The sequence below is a fragment of the Tsukamurella pseudospumae genome, assembly GCF_001575195.1.
GTDB lineage: Bacteria > Actinomycetota > Actinomycetes > Mycobacteriales > Mycobacteriaceae > Tsukamurella > Tsukamurella pseudospumae.
On sequence record NZ_LSRF01000055.1, the window covers coordinates 28,268 to 45,230 of the forward strand.

At 68.0% G+C, this 16,963-nt stretch carries 18 protein-coding genes and 1 pseudogene; 9 read left to right on the plus strand and 10 right to left on the minus strand.

Going from position 1 to position 16,963, the window contains the following annotated elements; translation table 11 throughout:
* Nucleotides 1-89 precede the first annotated feature (89 nt).
* The 3 genes from AXK60_RS13985 (at nucleotide 90) to AXK60_RS13995 (ending at nucleotide 3,730) form a co-directional block, all read left to right on the plus strand.
* Nucleotides 90-1,448: a zinc-dependent metalloprotease gene (locus AXK60_RS13985; protein WP_068571739.1), complete on the plus strand. Its 1,359-nt coding sequence runs from the start codon at nucleotides 90-92 to the stop codon at nucleotides 1,446-1,448.
* Nucleotides 1,449-1,550: 102 nt separating this feature from the next.
* Nucleotides 1,551-2,399, plus strand: coding sequence for a hypothetical protein (locus AXK60_RS13990; protein ID WP_068571740.1), 849 nt, complete (start codon nucleotides 1,551-1,553; stop codon nucleotides 2,397-2,399).
* Nucleotides 2,400-2,413: 14 nt separating this feature from the next.
* Nucleotides 2,414-3,730, plus strand: a complete 1,317-nt coding sequence (locus AXK60_RS13995; RefSeq protein ID WP_068571742.1) for an ABC1 kinase family protein — start codon at nucleotides 2,414-2,416, stop codon at nucleotides 3,728-3,730.
* Here the strand turns inward: AXK60_RS13995 and AXK60_RS14000 are convergent, their stop codons facing one another.
* Nucleotides 3,731-4,147 (minus strand): MarR family winged helix-turn-helix transcriptional regulator, encoded by a 417-nt coding sequence (locus tag AXK60_RS14000; RefSeq protein ID WP_068571743.1) that lies wholly within the window; start codon nucleotides 4,145-4,147, stop codon nucleotides 3,731-3,733.
* Between the two features lie 49 nt (nucleotides 4,148-4,196).
* Here AXK60_RS14000 and AXK60_RS14005 point away from each other — a divergent pair, with 49 nt between their 5' ends.
* A complete protein-coding gene (locus tag AXK60_RS14005; RefSeq protein WP_068571745.1) occupies nucleotides 4,197-4,550 on the plus strand; it encodes a VOC family protein in 354 nt (117 codons plus the stop codon).
* Between the two features lie 9 nt (nucleotides 4,551-4,559).
* On the opposite strand, the gene AXK60_RS14010 is transcribed toward AXK60_RS14005, so the two are convergent.
* Nucleotides 4,560-5,768: an acyl-CoA dehydrogenase family protein gene (locus tag AXK60_RS14010; protein ID WP_068571747.1), complete on the minus strand. Its 1,209-nt coding sequence runs from the start codon at nucleotides 5,766-5,768 to the stop codon at nucleotides 4,560-4,562.
* Nucleotides 5,769-6,003: 235 nt separating this feature from the next.
* Nucleotides 6,004-6,282, minus strand: coding sequence for a WhiB family transcriptional regulator (locus AXK60_RS14015; protein WP_068571886.1), 279 nt, complete (start codon nucleotides 6,280-6,282; stop codon nucleotides 6,004-6,006).
* A 648-nt stretch (nucleotides 6,283-6,930) separates the two neighbouring features.
* Here AXK60_RS14015 and AXK60_RS14020 point away from each other — a divergent pair.
* Nucleotides 6,931-7,773 carry a siderophore-interacting protein gene (locus tag AXK60_RS14020; protein ID WP_068571749.1) on the plus strand — a complete coding sequence of 281 codons (843 nt, stop codon included), beginning with the start codon at nucleotides 6,931-6,933 and terminating at the stop codon, nucleotides 7,771-7,773.
* 14 nt (nucleotides 7,774-7,787) lie between these two features.
* Here AXK60_RS14020 and AXK60_RS14025 read toward each other — a convergent pair whose 3' ends face one another.
* Nucleotides 7,788-9,881 carry an ATP-dependent DNA helicase UvrD2 gene (locus AXK60_RS14025; RefSeq protein ID WP_068571751.1) on the minus strand — a complete coding sequence of 698 codons (2,094 nt, stop codon included), beginning with the start codon at nucleotides 9,879-9,881 and terminating at the stop codon, nucleotides 7,788-7,790.
* Between the two features lie 381 nt (nucleotides 9,882-10,262).
* Here AXK60_RS14025 and mihF point away from each other — a divergent pair.
* Nucleotides 10,263-10,484 (plus strand): annotated as a pseudogene (mihF, locus tag AXK60_RS14030) (integration host factor, actinobacterial type); the annotation flags it as partial.
* Nucleotides 10,485-10,584: 100 nt separating this feature from the next.
* Here the strand turns inward: mihF and AXK60_RS14035 are convergent.
* The gene (locus AXK60_RS14035) at nucleotides 10,585-10,836 is read right to left on the minus strand and encodes a hypothetical protein (protein WP_068571755.1); all 252 of its coding nucleotides are present in this window, start codon (nucleotides 10,834-10,836) and stop codon (nucleotides 10,585-10,587) included.
* A gap of 92 nt (nucleotides 10,837-10,928) precedes the next feature.
* Here AXK60_RS14035 and AXK60_RS27045 point away from each other — a divergent pair, with 92 nt between their 5' ends.
* Nucleotides 10,929-11,096: a hypothetical protein gene (locus AXK60_RS27045; RefSeq protein ID WP_175400028.1), complete on the plus strand. Its 168-nt coding sequence runs from the start codon at nucleotides 10,929-10,931 to the stop codon at nucleotides 11,094-11,096.
* On the opposite strand, the gene AXK60_RS27050 is transcribed toward AXK60_RS27045, so the two are convergent.
* Nucleotides 11,093-11,248, minus strand: coding sequence for a hypothetical protein (locus AXK60_RS27050; protein ID WP_175400029.1), 156 nt, complete (start codon nucleotides 11,246-11,248; stop codon nucleotides 11,093-11,095). The two genes, AXK60_RS27045 and AXK60_RS27050, sit on opposite strands and share 4 nt — an antisense overlap.
* A 196-nt stretch (nucleotides 11,249-11,444) precedes the next feature.
* Nucleotides 11,445-12,440, minus strand: a complete 996-nt coding sequence (locus AXK60_RS27960; protein WP_425315222.1) for an LppU/SCO3897 family protein — start codon at nucleotides 12,438-12,440, stop codon at nucleotides 11,445-11,447.
* Between the two features lie 1,684 nt (nucleotides 12,441-14,124).
* On the opposite strand from AXK60_RS27960, the gene AXK60_RS14045 reads away from it, so the two are divergent.
* The gene (locus tag AXK60_RS14045) at nucleotides 14,125-15,150 is read left to right on the plus strand and encodes an MspA family porin (RefSeq protein WP_068571759.1); all 1,026 of its coding nucleotides are present in this window, start codon (nucleotides 14,125-14,127) and stop codon (nucleotides 15,148-15,150) included.
* A 76-nt stretch (nucleotides 15,151-15,226) separates the two neighbouring features.
* Nucleotides 15,227-15,466: a mycoredoxin gene (locus AXK60_RS14050; protein ID WP_068571761.1), complete on the plus strand. Its 240-nt coding sequence runs from the start codon at nucleotides 15,227-15,229 to the stop codon at nucleotides 15,464-15,466.
* A 76-nt stretch (nucleotides 15,467-15,542) separates the two neighbouring features.
* Here the strand turns inward: AXK60_RS14050 and AXK60_RS14055 are convergent, their stop codons facing one another.
* The 3 genes from AXK60_RS14055 to AXK60_RS14065 form a co-directional block, all read right to left on the minus strand.
* On the minus strand, nucleotides 15,543-16,046 hold the full coding sequence (locus AXK60_RS14055) for a GNAT family N-acetyltransferase (protein WP_068571763.1): 504 nt from the start codon (nucleotides 16,044-16,046) through the stop codon (nucleotides 15,543-15,545).
* Nucleotides 16,046-16,318: a type II toxin-antitoxin system TacA family antitoxin gene (locus AXK60_RS14060; RefSeq protein WP_068571766.1), complete on the minus strand. Its 273-nt coding sequence runs from the start codon at nucleotides 16,316-16,318 to the stop codon at nucleotides 16,046-16,048. Before AXK60_RS14060 ends, AXK60_RS14055 begins: the two co-directional genes overlap by 1 nt.
* Before the next feature lie 67 nt (nucleotides 16,319-16,385).
* On the minus strand, nucleotides 16,386-16,943 hold the full coding sequence (locus AXK60_RS14065; RefSeq protein ID WP_068571768.1) for a hypothetical protein: 558 nt from the start codon (nucleotides 16,941-16,943) through the stop codon (nucleotides 16,386-16,388).
* Between the last annotated feature and the right edge of the window lie 20 nt (nucleotides 16,944-16,963).

A 16,963-nucleotide genomic window follows, 5' to 3' on the forward strand; every position in this document is an offset into this window, starting at 1 on the left:
CAGCGTAGTCGTCGCCCGGCGCACGGCTGTTCGCCCAGAGCGTGACGGACGCGGCGGACGCGCCCCGACCGGGGCAGTACCGTGGAGTCATGAACGACATGCCCTTCGGATTCTCCGCGTCGAACGACGACGGTGACGACAGCAACGGGCGCCGTGGGGACCAGCCGTTCGGCGCCGGCCAGCCCTTCGACATGTCGCAGCTCGGCGACATGCTCAGCCAGCTCGGCCAGATGATCTCCGGGATGGGGACGGGCATGACCGCGCCCGGCGGCGCCACCGGCGATCCCGTCAACTACACCGTCGCCGCGCAGCTCGCCCGGCAGACCCTCGGCAAGCACGAGCCCGTCACCGAGGGCCAGCGCACGGCGGTCGAGGAATCGACGCACCTCGCGCAGCTGTGGCTCGACGGTGCCACGGTGCTCCCGGCCGGTCCGCAGAAGATCGCCGCGTGGACGCCCGTGGACTGGCAGGAGAAGACCCTGCCTACCTGGAAGCGGCTGGTGAACCCGGTCGCGGAGAAGATCTCCGGGTCGTGGCTGCAGAACATGCCCGAGGAGGCGCGCGAGATGGCGGCCCCGATGATGGGCATGTTCACCCAGCTCGGGTCGATGTCCTTCGGCACCCAGCTCGGGCAGGCGCTCGGCTCCCTGTCCAAGGAGGTGCTCACCAGCACCGACATCGGGATCCCGCTGGGCCCGGACGACACGGCGGCGCTGCTGCCCGCGGCCGTCGAGGCCTTCAGCAAGGACCTCGAGCAGAAGGACCAGGAGATCCTCGTCTTCCTCGCCGCCCGCGAGGCCGCGCACCAGCGGCTGTTCTCGCACGTGCCGTGGCTTCGGTCGCGCCTGCTGGACACCGTCGAGCAGTACGCGCGCGGCATCACGATCGACATGTCCGGCATCGAGGAGCTCGCCCAGGGACTGGACCCGTCGGCGCTGGGCGACCCGGCCAAGCTCGAGGAGCTGATGGCCGCGCAGGGCGCGGCTCTGCAGCCCCGAGCCACGCCCGAGCAGAAGGCCGCGCTCGAGCGGCTCGAGACGCTGCTCGCCCTGATCGAGGGCTGGGTGGAGACGGTGGTCCACGCGGCGATCTCGGAGCGGCTGCCCAGTGCGGCGGCGCTGCGGGAGACCATGCGCCGCCGCCGCGCGTCGGGCGGCCCGGCCGAGCAGACCTTCGCCACCCTGGTCGGCCTCGAACTGCGCCCGCGCAAGGTCCGCGAGGCCGCCGACCTGTGGGAGCGCCTGTTGACCGCCACGTCGATGGAGCAGCGCGACGGCGTGTGGGCCCACCCGGACCTGATTCCGGACGCCTCCGATCTCGACAATCCCGCGGGCTTCATCGACCGCTTCCTCGGCGACGCGACCGGCACGGACCTGTCCGACCTCGACGATCCGATCGCGGCCATCGAGCGGGAGATGCGCAAGGACTCGGGCACCGACGAGAACTGATCCTGCCGGCGGTACGTCGCCGCAGTTCAGCGCTGGTCTCGCCCTGTGGATAACCGGCTCCTGAGGCGGTCCGTGCGCGTCGCGGCGTGATCGACTGGGCGCATGCGGCACCGTCTGAGCCCGTTCCTCACCGTCGTGGTGCGTCCGCCCACGCTCGTCCAGCTGGGCGCCTCCGCGACCGGCGCGCCCGTCCTGCAGCCGCCGCCGTGGCTCGCGCCCGACGCGACCGCCGACCTGCTGCGCTGGCTGCAGACCTTCCGCAGCGCGCGCGAGCTGGAGCGCCGCGCCGCGGATCTCGGCATGACCCCCGCCGACGTCGCCGAGTTGCTCGACGCGCTGCGCGACCACGACCTGCTGGAGGCCGAACCGCCGCGCTCGCCGCTCCGCGTCCACCTGCACGGGCGCGGGCCGGTCGCCGACGCGGTTCTCGGCGAGCTCGCCGCGCTGGACGCGGTCCGGGTGAGCGCGGGCACGGCGCGCGGCTGGTCACCGACGGGCCGCGAGGTCGATCTGGTGCTCCTCACGGACCACCTCTCCCCCGACCCGGCGTTGGTGGCGCGGCTCATGCGGGCGCGGGTGCCGCATCTTCCGGTCGTGCTGCGCGACGGTGCCGGGGTGATCGGCCCGCTGATCCTCCCAGGCGCGGGGCCCTGCCTGCGCTGCCTGGACCGCAGCCGCTCCGACGCCGACCCCGGCTGGCCCACGTTGGCGTGTCAGCTCTTCGGCAGGTCGGGGAGCGCGTCGGCGCAGGTACTGCGGATGACGGCCGCCGTCGCGGCCCAGCAGGTCGACGCGGTGGCCGCCGGGCGGTGGGACTGCGCTCCACCGCCGGACATCCTCGGCTGTACTTTGGAGATCGAGGGCAGCGCTATCGCCGTCCGACGATGGTTCATGCACCCCGGGTGCGGATGCGGGGTCTCCGCTCCCTCCGCCGCCGAGGCTGCCGGTTGACTCCAGGGGGCCCGATGTCCGAGATCACCCGCGGTGGCGCGAAGCGCACCGCGAAGTTGGCGGGCCTGCCGCTGGGCATGGCCGGCCGCACGGCGGTGGGCTGGGGCAAGCGGCTCGCCGGCGCGGACAAGGACGAGGTCAACGCCGAACTGCAGGCCAAGGCCGCGGAGCAGTTGTTCGAGGTGCTGGGCCAGCTCAAGGGCGGCGCCATGAAGCTCGGCCAGGCGATGAGCGTGATGGAGGCTGCCGTCCCGCCCGAGTACGCCGCGCCGTACCGGGACGCGCTCGCGAAGCTGCAGAACGAGGCGCCGCCGATGCCCGCGGCCACCGTGCACAAGGTCCTCGATCAGCAGCTCGGCACGGGCTGGCGCGACCGGTTCAGCTCCTTCGACGACGATGCCGCCGCCTCCGCGTCGATCGGCCAGGTGCACCGGGGCGTGTGGGCGGACGGCCGCGAGGTCGCCGTGAAGGTGCAGTACCCGGGCGCCGACGAGGCGCTGCGCGCCGACCTCAAGGCCCTCGGGCGGCTCAGCTCCGTGCTCAAGCCGCTCACGCCCGGCGCCGACGTGAAGTCACTGGTGCAGGAGCTCACCGACCGCACCGAGGCGGAACTGGACTACCGGTACGAGGCCACCAACCAGCGCAAGTTCGCGAAGGCCTTCGACGGTGACCCGAACGTCAAGGTGCCCAAGGTGTTCGCGAGCGCTCCCACGGTGATCATCAGCGAGTGGGTGAGCGGTCGCCCGCTGCGCGAGGTCATCAGCGGTGGTACGCAGGAGGAGCGGAACGACGCCGCGTCCAAGCTCACCGAGTTCGAGGTGTCCGCGCCGGCGCGCACGGGCCTGCTGCACGGCGACCCGCACCCGGGCAACTTCATGATCGCCCCCGACGGGAGGCTCATCGCGCTCGATTTCGGCGCCGTGGCCGAGTACCCGGGCGGCATCCCGCCCGCCGTCGGGAAGATCCTGCGGCTCGCCCGCGACGAGGACTACGACGCCCTGTTCCCGCTGCTGCGCAGCCAGGGCTTCATCCCTCCGCGCCTGGAGATCACGCCGGAGGACATCCGCAGTTACCTCGCGCCGTACGTCGACCCGCTGCGGTCGGAGAGCTTCCACTTCACCCGCAAGTGGCTGATGAAGGCCGCCTACACCGCCACCGACGTGCGCGGCGAGCAGTTCCAGACCGGCCGCAAGCTCTCGCTCCCCGCCGAGTACGTGATGCTGTTCCGGGTGCTGCTCGGGATGGTCGGCATCTGCTCGCAGATGGAGGCGGAGGCGCCGTACCGGTCGATCGTCGAGCACTGGATCCCGCTGCTCGACGGCGACGAGTGATCACTCCCGGAGACGCCTGAGCACCCGGACGGCCGCGGCGAGCTCGGCACCGTCGAGCCCCTCGGCCCGCCGGTCGGCCCACGCCGCTCGGGCCGGCTCGATGTCGCGCAGTGCCACTCGGCCCCGGTCGGTGAGTCCCACCAGAGGTGCCCGACGGTCCGCGGGATTCGGCCCGCGGACGACGAGGCCGTCGCGCTCGAGCCGCTCGACGCTCTCCCGCACGCTCTGCCGCCGCAGGCCGCGCCGACGGGCGATATCGGCGACGGTGGCGGCACCGTCGGCCAGCAGGCCCAGCACGCGCCACCCGGCGGCCGTGGTGCCGATCGTGGCGGCGAGTCCGTCGCCCTCCGCGAGCAGGGCGGCGTTGAGCCGGAAGACCTCGTCGACCAGTTCCGTGAGCAGCTCTGCGCGGTCCATCCACTCCCCTTATTGACAGGCGCCTGTCAATGATCGTAGCGTCGCGACCATGACCGCGTCGATCTCCCGCCTCGTCGTCTCCGTCGCCGCACTCGGCCCTGCGCTCGCCTTCTACGAGGGCCTGCTCGGGCTGCGCCTCGCCCGCGCCGCCGGCGAGCTCGCGTGGCTGACCACCGGCGACGGCGTCGAGCTCATGCTCCACGAACGCGCCACCCGGCCCAGCGACACCGCGGTCGCCCTCGGCTTCCTCGTGCCGGACCTGGCCGGCACCGTCGACGCCTGGACCGCGCGCGGCGGGGCGGTCGTGGACCCGCCCGAGGAGCGGCCGTGGGGCGAGCGGATGGCCGTGGTGCGCGACCCCGACGGGCACCTGGTGTGCCTGTCGCAGACACCACCGGAGTGAGGCCGCAGCTCAGACGAACGCGCCGCTGCCGGTGACCTCGCGGCCCACGATCAACGACTGGATCTCGGCGGTGCCCTCGTAGGTGACGAGTGCCTCCATGTCGCACAGGTGGCGCATGACGTGGAACTCGAGCGTGATGCCGTTGCCGCCCAGGATGTCGCGGGCCTGGCGGCACACGTCGCGCGCCTTCACACTGCAGTAGTACTTCGCGAGCGCCGCCATGGTGTCGGTGACCTCGCCCTCGTCCAGGAGCCGACCGAGACGGATGCAGTAGAGCTGCATGGCCGTGACATCGGCGAGCATCTGCACGAGCTGCGACTGGATGAGCTGGCGCTGCGCGATCGGCTGCCCGAACTGGATGCGCCGCTGCGCGTACGTCAGCGCGATCTCGTACGCCGCGACCGCGTGCCCCGCCGACGACCACGCGACCATGTTGCGGGTGCCCATGAGCACCTTCGCCACATCGGGGAAACCGTTGCAGTGCACCAGCCTCCGATCATCGGGGACGCGGACCTCGTCGAGCACGATGTCGGCGTTCTGCACCATCCGCAGCGACACCTTGCCGTCGATCTTGGTGGCGCTGTAGCCCGGATCGTCCTTCTCGACGACGAACCCCTTCACCGTGCCGTCCGCGGTGTCGCGCGCGAAGACGACGATCACATCGCACCACGTCGCATTACCCGGCCAGCGCTTGCGGCCGTTGAGGATCCACGTGTCACCGTCGAGGGTGGCGGTGGACTCGAGCGCCACCGAATCGGAGCCGTGGTCGGGTTCGGTGAGGGCGAACGCACCGACCTTCTCGAGCGCGGCCATGGGCGGCAGCCACCGCTGCCTCTGCTCCTCCGAGCCGAGCTGGTAGATCGACTGCATCGCCAGGCCCACGTGCACGCCCATGAACGTGCCGATGCTGCCGTCGAGGCGGCCCAGTTCGTACGAGACGAGGCCCTGACCGACCGCCGACATCGGCGTGGTGCCGTAGCCGGACATCGTGTCGCCGACGATGTTCAAGGCCGCGAGCTTCGGGAGAATCTCGTGCGGGAACTCGCCGCGCTCCCAGTAGTCGTTCACGATGGGCAGCAGCTCGCGGTCGCCGAACACCCGCACCTTCGCCAGCAGCACCCGCTCGTCCTCCGTGAGGAGCGCGTTCATGTTCAGGTAGTCGGTGTCACGGGCGCGGGCGATGCCCTCCGCGAGGTCCGCAGTCAATCGATCGCTCATGAGTCTTCCTCTCCCGGAGGCCTGTCGCGGTCGGCCGGGATTGCGTGAACCCCTGTGACTCCGACCACTTCTCCGACTCATCCAGCGTGCGTCACGAGCGCTGCCGCAGCAATGTCACCGGGGACAACGCGGCGGCGCCGTGGGAGTGCACGGGAACATCGCCCCCGGAGACCGCCCCGGAAAGCTCCCCGGAAACGAGTGAGCCCCGATCCTCTCGGATCGGGGCTCACTGCGCTCAGGCCGCATTCTTCCGCGGCCGGCCGCGCGGGCGCTTGCGGGCGATCACGACGCCCTGGTCGAAGATCTGCCCGCCCCACACACCCCAGGGCTCGGCGCGGTCGAGCGCGGCGGCCAGGCAGGCGCGCTGCAGGGGGCAGGTCTCGCACAGGGTCTTGGCCCGTTCGAGGTCCGACGGGGCCTCTGCGAACCACAGGTCGGGATCGCCGGCGCGACAGGGCACGCGGCTCTCGATGCTGATACTGACGGAATCGATGCTGCGGACGTTCCCCTCCACGGGGCGTTCGTCCAGGATGGTCGGCACTTCTGATCACCTTTCCACCTGCGGTTCAGGTGGCCTCGGTAGCGGCGCCGGGTAGGCGCACGGGATGTTTCTTCCGGGTGGGTGCGCGAACCGTGTGGCGGTCCTCGATCCCCGATGGTGCGGGGTGGATGAGAGACCGTGAATCCACGGGTTCCGCGCGGCTGCGGGTCCCGTGGTGAGTGTGAAGAGGTGGGTCGTGAGACCTAACCTCGTTGCACGGAACACACGGGGCGCGTCAGCGGTTCGTGATCGACGTCGCGAATCGGCGTCTGCGGGCGTAGGCGCCAGGAACTGGGCGACATGCCGTGCAGGCCGGGGGAGACACCGTCACGAACCGCTACTGCTGCGAACACTCCACCCTCTGCTGCGGTGAACTGCTTGGCTGCGTTGATAACTGCGTTGTTCATTTCGTATGCCTCCTTTCGCGTGCTGGTCAATCACGTTCCGGCGGGCGAGGACGTACCTCGCGCGTCATCCCGTGCGGTCGAGATCCACAGTATGCGGACGAAACTATTCGCACAAGTTATTTTTGACCTGGCCTTTTGCCGTCGAACCGGACACGTGTACATGGCCCGTCGTCATGAGTTAGGCTAGCCTCAGTTCACTGAGGAGAGGAGCGGCATGACGATCCGTCCCACCGGCGGCGAGGAGATGACCGAGGAACGGGCGCGCGCCGTTCTCGAGAGCGAGGGCCACGCGACCCGTGAGATCCAGGCCCTCACGCTGCGGATCCTGTCCGTCGGCGACGCCGCGGGCCCCTTCGTCCGGATCCGGGGCCGGTTGTCCGGCACCGTCGTCCACGCGGACTGGGCCCTACCGAACCTCGCCGTCCGGCTCACCGTCCCCGGGTTCGACGGTGCCGCCCCCTCCTCCCGGATCTACACCGTGCGCAGCTTCGACCCCGGCACCGAGACCATCGAGATCGACGTCCTGCGGCACGGCCACGACTCCCCCATGATGCGCTGGATCGAGGCGGTCCGGCCGGGCGATGTCGTACCGATCGTCGGACCGCGACCGCATTTCGTACCCGATCACGACTCGGGACGCCCTGCCCTCCTGCTCGCCGACGAGTCCGCCGTCGCGGCGCTGTACTCCCTGTTCCGGCACTGGCCCGACGGTGCCCGCGGCGTCGCGTACGTGCGGACCGACGACCCGGCCGTGATCGCTGAGCTCGAGGCGCCCGAGGGCGTCGTGGTCCATCGGGTCGACGGTCCGCTGTTGGACACGGCCCGGGAGGCACCGTCGGGCACGACGCTGTGGGCCGCCGGCGAACGCGCGGAGATGCGGGCGATCCGCGACCTGTTCCGGCGCGAGCGCGGCCTCCCGCGCGGTGACGTCCGGCCGTACGGTTACTGGCAGGCGGACTCCGATTCGACGGCCGTGGACCAGCGGCGGCTCGCGCACTTCAGCGTGCTCATGGAGCGCGGCGAGTCCTTCGCCGAGGTCGACGATCTGGACATCTGAGCGTTTCGGCGGCCTCAGGCGTGCTCGGAGACGATGGCGAGGACCTCGTCGCCGTACTTGTCGATCTTCGTCGAGCCGATGCCGTTGATCCGCATCAACTGGGCCCGCGTGCGCGGCTCGTGCTCCGCGATCGCGAACAGCGTGGCGTTGGAGAAGATCGTGTAGGGCGGGATCTGCTGATCGCGCGCCTGGCCGGTGCGCCAGATCTTCAGTGCCTCGACCAGGGCGTCGTTGAGGTCGGACGGGCAGTCCTCGCAGCGCGATCGCAGCTTCTCCTCGCGGGTGTCGAGGATGCCGCCGCACACGCGGCAGATGTCGGAGCTGCGGCGCTTGCCCTTCGACGGTCCGCTCTCGGCCGCACGAGGCCTGCCCGCATCGGCCTGGCCGGCCACGACATCGAGGAAGCGGGTGCGCTTGCGCGTCTTGCGGCCGCCCTCGTTGCGGGCCAGCGCCCACGACAGGTGCAGGTGCTCGCGGGCGCGGGTGACGCCCACGTACAGCAGGCGCCGCTCCTCCTCGATCGGCTCCGGATCGCCCTTGGCGATGGCCTGCGAGATCGGCACCGAGCCCTCGGTGAGCCCGACCAGGAACACCGCGTCCCACTCCAGACCCTTCGCGGCGTGCAGCGACGACAGCGTGACGCCCTGCATCGTGGGCGGGTGCTTGGCCTCGGCGCGGGCGCGCAGCTCACCAATCAGTTCGGCCAGGGTGAGGCCCGGACGCTCCGTGGACAGGTTCTTCGTGAGGTCGACCAGCGCGTCGAGGGCCTGCCACCGTTCCAGGGCACGGGCACCGTCGGGCTGCGTTTCCGTGAGGCCCAGCGGCTCGAGCGCGCCCCGCACCAGGGACAGCAGCTCCTCCCCCGCGACGCCGCCGAACTGGCCCGCGCGATCCATCAGCGCGCGCACGGCCTGGCCGATCTCGGGACGCTCGAAGAAGGCGCTGCCGCCGCGCACCTGGTACGGGATGCCCGCCTCGGTGAGCGCCGCTTCGTGCACGGCCGATTGCGCGTTGATCCGGTAGAGGATGGCGATCTCGCTGGCGGGGACGCCCTTGGCCAGCAGCTCGCGGATCCGCTTGGCGACGAGCTTCGCCTCGGCCGGTTCGTCGTCGACCTCGGCGTAGATCGGGGCCGGGCCCTCCGGGCGCTGCCCGATGAGCTCGAGGCGCGTCCCGGCAACCCGGCCCTGGGCCGCGCCGATCACCTTGTTGGCGAGGGCCACGACCTGCGGCGTGGAGCGGTAGTCGCGCTGCAGTCGCACGATCGTCGCGTCCTCGAAGCGGCGGGTGAAGTCGAGTAGGTAGGTGGGGGTGGCGCCGGTGAAGGAGTAGATGGTCTGGTTCGCGTCGCCGACCACCGTGAGGTCGTCGCGGTCGCCCAGCCAGGCGTTGAGGAGTTGCTGCTGCAGCGGCGTGACGTCCTGGTACTCGTCGACGACGAAGCTGCGGTACCGGTCGCGGAACTCCTCCGCGATCATGTGGTTGTCCTCGAGGATCGCGGCTGTGACCAGGATCAGGTCGTCGAAGTCGAGCAGGCGGTTGCCGTCCTGATCGGTCTTGCGCCGCTCGTACGCCGCGTACACATCGGCGACGGTGCCCGGAGCCATCGGGGCGGTGCGCCCCGTCTCCTCGACGGCTTTCGCGTAGGTCTCGGGAGTGACCAGCGAGGCCTTGGCCCAGTCGATCTCGCTGAGCAGGTCGCGGATCGTGTCGGTCTCCGGGCGCAGGTCGCAATCCCGGGCGGCGCGGCCGATCACGGGGAACTTGTTGTCGAGCAGCTCCCAGCGGGTGTCGCCGATCGCCCGCGGCCAGAAGTAGCGCAGCTGCCGCATCGCGGCGGCGTGGAAGGTGACGGCCTGCACGCCGGGCTGCCCGTCGCCCCCGCCGATCCCGAGCCCGCGCAGCCGCGCCCGCATCTCCCCCGCCGCGCGCGAGGTGAACGTGACGGCCAGTACCTGGCCGGCGGCGACGTGCCCCGTGGACACCTGGTGCGCGATGCGGTGGGTGATGGTGCGGGTCTTGCCCGTGCCCGCGCCCGCCAGCACGCACACCGGTCCGCGCGGTGCGAGAACTGCCTCCTGCTGCTCCGGGTCCAGTGCTTCGATCACAGAGTCGAGTATTCCAGTCCGGGCTGACAGGTCCGGACCGGGGAAGAAGTCCAGGCGCGGCGTGGTTGAGCCGTGGCAGGCACCAGGAGCGGATTCTCGAGCAGCTCGTCCAGGTGCCCGTTGAACGCCGCGTCTCCACGGACGCCACAGCACAGTGCGCCGCGACCGAGACGGCCCGCCATGCATGACGGCTCGTCGTGACGCGAAACCGCGCCTGAGCTCTCCCGCGTGACCTGCAGGTTCTGACACCGCACCCGAGACATACGCCGGTGGGCTGCGGTCTATCGGCGCTGTCGCTCGCCGCGCCGTCCCCGCAGTGTGTCAGCCCCACCGGTTACCGTCGCGCCCGACAGCAACACCCCACCACCAGGAGATACCGACATGCCCCTTCCCACGCTCACCCCCGAGCAGCGCGCCGCAGCCCTCGCGAAGGCCGCCGAGGTCCGCTCCGCCCGGGCCACGATCAAGGCCGGCGCCACCACCCTCGCCGCGGTGCTCGACCGCAGCGCCGAGTCCGCCGTCGGCAAGCTCAAGGTCCAGGCCCTGCTCGAGGCACTGCCCAAAGTCGGCAAGGTCCGCGCCGCCGAGATCATGGAGCTGCTCGGCGAGCGCTTGGCTTCGGCATAGTTCAGCTCCGTAGTGGGGCCGTCGATCGCGAGGTGCACCTGGTCTGGGCCGTCGAGGGCCACGCGGATGGTGGTGATCACGCTGCTGCCTCCTCGGGGCTGACCAGGATCCATAGCGAGTCGTTGCCGCCGCGGGCTCCGCCCTTGTTCGAGACCGGTTCGGTCGCGGCTACGAGCCCCGTGCGCATGACCGAGCTGCGGATGCTTGACCGCGGGTATCCGGCGGCGTCGCCTGCCGAATACGCCTCGGTGGAGAGCACCTCGCGGCGTCCGGCGGTGATGAGTGCGATGAGGTAGTTGACCAGCCACTCGCGGCCGGTCAGCCGCACCAACGCAATCGGCGTTGGGAGGCGAGCGAGTGACCGATCCGGAGATCACGCGGGCCCGGAGCCCAAGGCCGTGCTGACCGAATACTGTGACCGTGCCGCAGATGGAACTCGATCAGGCGCTGACGCGCTCGTCATGCGCTACTGCGGCCATCGTCCGCGCGTTGAAGGTCGCCAACCACATCGACGGTCTCATCGAGGCCAGCGAGACACTCCAAGTCCGTCGACGCGACGGTGCCCGAGTCGAGCTGCGGTTCATCTAGCGCGGTTCGTCGCGGATGGCACTCAGCCGCTCATCCTCCGTCAGTACCACCCGCGAACGGGGCGAGCTGCGCATGAGATCCGCCTGCTCGGTGTCCGCCGTGCACACCTCGTCGAGCGCCGCCAGGTCATGCTCGATGATGATCGCGCGCAAACGCGCGGTCGAGGTTCACGCGCACCTTGTCCCAGTCGATCGTCGCGACGTGCGTCCACACGAGCCTGAGGTACCTCTTCCGCCGACGGTGGTAGACCCCCAAGGTGTCGAGCCCCTCATCTGCTCTCGCCTTTCAACATAGATATGCCTGTGTCGATGGAGGGAGCACGATTGAAGCACGGCAAATGTGTTCGGATTATTTCGCCGGGCTAGTGCACACGGCAAATCTACGCTGGGCATGTGCAAACCCGCCATCCGGACATTTCCTCGCGTCAGTCACTCCGCCGAGCACCTCGGTCGGCCGCTCGGTGCCTTGCTTCGCTTGCCGACAATCTGCCCACTCAGCGAATCCATCTTTCGAAATGATGAGGCAACTCTCGTGTGCCCAAGCATAGTCTAGACACGCAGTCCATTGCTCACTACTATTGCTATAGTAATAGCGGTCGTCAACGTCCGACGGACATTGATTCGGCCGTTCAGCGCGCTGAACAATTCGATAGCCCGGGCGCCCCTTATCGCAATCGACAAGCTCAAGGCGAGGGTTGGATCTCGTCCCACTGAGATTTGCGCACCCTCGCGTTGGCGCTTCTTTGGCACCCGCTGTCACAGGAGCCTCAGATGGGAATTGCGAGGGGATCGCGTACAGCCCAACGTCCTGCGCCTCTGACGACATGCGGGTACCTGCACCGGCGCCGCTACCGACGTTGGCCATGACAGCGGAAAAGGTCACTGCCAACACATAGGAGACTGCGGCCAAGATCCGCAACCGCTTGCTTAGCGAGCCAGCCACCCATATTCTAGATGTCCCCATGGACTCTTCGTTCGGGGTTTCAATTACGCCAGCAGGTCGGTCAACCCAGAGGAATCCGGGGCGGCCGAGAAGCACTGCTGGGAAAAATGGTACTATAACAGAGAATGCTACCAATACAGCATCGCGCGCTCGTGCGAGCCGTGCCGATACAAGAATCGCAAGGCCTGCTGGCGTTGCTGCGAGCACAAAGAATGCGAAGAACGGAAATTCCGAGAATTCGCCAATGAAAAAAGCGATACCAAACAAGCCGAGAATCGGACGCAGCAGTATCAGTGTGGTAACGGAATTCGCGAGCCCTGCGATAATCGCTAACGAGATTTGCCAGGTTGCGTTCGCGGAACGCCTCCTCTCGCCTCGTGCATTCCGGGCAGATAGAACCATAGTCACGACAAAAAGGCTGAGCGAGATTGTCCAACCCCACTTGCCCGTGAATCCGTCCGGGAATACCGCCGACGCTAAGATGAACACTCCCGCCGCGGCCAGTCCAGCCAACAAAATTGATAGGTACCTGGATTTGTTCACTCTTATCCTGTCGTGCAGAATCCGGAATTATCATACGAGTAGGAGCGCTTTAGCCCCCCTGTCACGGTCTTGGAGAGACATCCTTCACCACTGTCACCAATTCTGGAAAGTACATTGGTTAGCCCCTGGCCGTTCCCGGTACTCTGCGCTCCACAGGCAAGGCCAAGGAGTCCAATTGGGAGACTTACGATGGGCGGCGATCCCGCGATCGACGTCACGAGTCCACCTCCTGTGCCCGCATATCCGCAGTATTTGAAGACGCTTCCACCTTCACGCCTGTTAAAATCATCCATGCTCTTGGCCAAATTCTTCGAATCTTTCTCGCTCAGATACTCCGTGCAACTAATGAACGAGCACCTCTTCACGCAAGAGCCGTACTCCGCCAACTGTGTGCACTTCGTTCCGCAAGTGTCATTCAGCGCGTAACAACCGTCGGGCTGAACATCCTCATCTTTTACGCAAGTGCCACTAACCTCACCATTCTTGCATGGAGATGATAATTGCGTATATTCCACGTCGTCATTCTGCCATGAGTCGGGAACGTAAGACTTCTGTGCAGACTGCGGTGGGCATGCAACGCACTCGGGCGAATCTGGCAGAAAGCGAACCGGAGCAAATCGCCCAGGACCACCACCCCGTGGAAGAATACTCTGCGTTGCGATGTCAATTCCCATTTGCTGCATCGCGGCAAGGCATTCTTTCGAATACTGTGTCGCGTTTTCCCTTGGGGCATTTCCAGGGTCGCGTTGCGCGGGATTGGTGTCACGTCCTGGCAACTGCTGCGGTGGGGGCTGAGCAGTTGTCGGAGTTTGCGCCGGTGCCTGAGTCTGCGTCGGACCACAGTTGACGATGCACCCGTTCGGGTTGTCCGCTGTCGGCGCGGACTGGACGGTGCCTTGGAAGTTTCCGTTGCCTTGAGTAGGCGCCGACGGAGCGCCCGTGTCGGTGTTCGGAGGGATCGTGGTCTGCGGCGCCTGCGGCGCCGTCGTCGGCGCCTGGTTGCCCTGCGTCGGCCCCGGATCCTGCGTCGGCTGCGGCCCGCAGGTCTGCGATCCGTCCGGACAGGGCAGAGCCGACGCGGCCGGCAGCACGCTAGTCCCGGCCACCGTACCTGTCACGACCAGCACGAACGCGGCTGCGATCGCGAACAGCACGTAGACCCAACGTGGGGGTGCTATTGATGACAGTCTCTGCTTGATCCTCACAACGCGCTCCTCCGTGCCGTGCCAGTCATGCCCGTCTCTAACGATCTATTTTGGATCGTAACGTATCGACTGCATGAGCACTAGCCGATAGTAAATAACACCGTTTAATCAGTCGTGATAACTGCATTGACCTCGCAAAACTGGTTCGTTCGTACGAACCGTGCGCCCGCCCGAGCCGCCACCACGCAGACCTCCAGACGCCCCAGCGAACCCTGAGCGGTCCGGTCAACGCCTTGCGGATCGTGAACCCTCATGCAATGCTCACGATCATCACATCAGCAACACCAGTCACATGCGCCTCATGGTGGGGTGCGCTCGTAGCCCTGGAGGAGCTCCGCATGACCAGACAACCGACCGGATCCCACCAGCGGCGTGGGTTCCTCGAGCAGAAGAACCGCGACCGCACCACGCGTAAGGGTCTGCGCCGTGCCGGCGCCGGGATCGTCGCAGCGGGCGTCGTGCTGGCCGGCGGTGTGGTCGCCGCGGCTCCGCTTCCCGCTCCGGATGTCCCGAAGCAGTTCGGGCAGACCAAGACCGGCCTGCTCGCCGACACCACCCGTGCCGTCGTCACCCCCGACGGCTGGATCATCCGCGCCTACATCTACGCCATGGACCTGCGCAGCGTGATCCCCCTCGGCCGCGGACTGAACAGCTACGAGAGCTTCGTGTCCATCTCGGGCAAGGCCACGATCGACCCCGTCGACCCGAAGCACCCACCGAAGGTCAAGGTCAAGGCCGCGACAATCTCCGTCGGGCTCACCCTCGCTTCGCCGGTGAATCCGCAGAACATGCAGATCTCCGGCACCCTCAGCAACGCCGTCAACGGGTCCGTGACCCCCGGAGTCTCGGGCACCCTCTCCGGCACCGGCCAAGGATCCGGCGGCTCCAACGGTGGCAACGGCGGCGGCTCTGTCACCGCGTCCGTTACCCCCAGCATCAGTGCAACTTTGGGCGACACAATTACGACATCTGGGACAATATCGGGCACACTCGCGCCCGGCACCTCTAAGGACTTCCCGATTGCTAAGAAGAGCCTAGAGGGCACGAGCGGATACGTCACCACCCGCGAGACGCGCGCCGCGGTAGACGGTGCGATGGGCGGAGTCCAGGTCCGTATGTACGCCACCGCCAGCATCTCCACCCAACTCGGCGACTCGACCACGACGACCTACAGCAAGCCGATCTTCATCGAACGAGACAACCCCGGCCCCGCCCGCAAGCCCCCGACGGTCAAGGTCACCGAGGATCAGCATCCTGCACCGGTCCCCGGGCAGCCCGCGGCCAAGCCCGAAACCGCAGCCGTCGTCGCACCTCCGGCACCGACGAAGCCTGCAGCCGCGAAGCCGACCCCGACAGGACGCTGACCGACGACCTCCAGGAGTTCGTCACGCGCTGCGAACCGCGGGAAGAACAGCCTCCGTGTCGTGGTTGAGTTGTGACATGAGCCAGCTGACGATGTTCACGACCACGTGGTGCGGTTACTGCAACCGCCTCAAGACGGGCCTCAAGGCCAACGGGATCTCCTGGACCGAGATCAACATCGAGGAGGATCCCACCGCAGCGGCCTTCGTCGAGGGCGTCAACGGCGGTAACCAGACGGTGCCCACCGTGAAGTACGAGGACGGCAGTACCGCGACCAACCCGTCGGTGGCCGACGTCAAACGCAAGCTCGGCGTCTAAGGTCCTTCCTAGAAAAGTGCGGTCATTCGTCTCAACGATCCTCGAGACGAATGACCGCACTTTTTGTCGCTCAGACTCATCCACCGCGCACCGCCCGCGCCGCTGTGGCCGTCTTCATCACCAGCCGCCTGGGCCTCCCGCGTACCGGGACGAATCCGTACCGCCGGTAGAACTCCTGCGCGGCATCGTCGATCGCATCCACGACGATCACGCGTCCGCCACTGATCTCCGAGGCCTCCACGGTCTTCTCCAGCGCGTCCACAAGCAGTTGCCCGCCAAGGCCTCGCCCCTGGTGATCCCGGCTCACCGCCAGCCGCGCGAGGAGATATCCCGGGATCCGCGACACGCCGCCGGCGATCGACGACGGCACACCGTCCGCGGCGCGGTCCACCTCGGTCGGACAGAGCGCGTAGTAGGCCACCACTCGCCTGTCGCCCGGCGCGGTCCACACGTACGTCCTCGCGATCCCCGTGGAATCCGCCCGTCGCGCGAAGGTGTGGAGCCAGGAATCCAACCAGGTGTTGCCCGAGTCGAACTCCTCCACCTCGTGCGTCTCGTTCAGGCGCTCCGAGTCGAACATCACGACCTGCGGTAGACCCGGGGCCGCCGCGCCAACTCCGCCAGCGCCGGCGCCTCGTCCGCACGATCGAGGCCACTGAGCAGCTCGTCGAATTGATCCGCGGGCATCGACGTGGTCAGAGCGTCTCGGAGAACCTCCTCCGCGCGGGACAGCGCGGCCTTGCGCAGGAACTCGGACGCGGGCTCAGCAACGATGCTCGCCGCGCGGTTGATCCGCGCAACGGTCTCCTCGTCGACTCGGATTTCCAACCTACGGGTTTTCGCAGCAGTCATGGTCGGCCACCTCCAACGGCCAGTGTACGGACACTGTCCGTACACTGGCCAGAGGATTCTGCAAATCTCACGCTGCCGCGAGCGCGGCCCGCCGCTCCCCGATCCGAGCGACGTAGGTCTTCGTGAACAGCGCCGGGACGGCGAACGCCGCGACCTGCACCGCGATGCGCACCAGCTCCGACTCACCCGTCGCGACGCACGCCGCTCCGAGCAGCGCCGCCGCGGCGAAGGAAACGGTCCACACCGCGGTGATCACCATGTTGACGTGCAGGAACATCGGATGCCGGGCGGTTTCCTCGTCGACGGAGCGCCGCGCGATGGCCAGCGTGAACGGCCGGCCCGTCGCCAGCCCCACACCCGCGATCACCGCGAGCCACCCGGAGGAGAGGGCACCGTCGTAAGCCTTGAGGGGCGAGTGCGGCGCCGCGAAGGCGAGCACCGCCAGCGCCACGAAGTACACGGCACCACCGAACTCGAGCGCGCCGGCCCGGATACCCGCACGCCGATCGAGGTGCAGCACCACCGCGGTCGCGGCCAGAGCGCCGAGCGCGCCCCACTGCCAACCGATGGTCGACGACGCGACCGCCAGGACGATCCAGGGAAGGAAACCTCGTACGTAGCTCATGGGAAGAAAACTACGAGCGT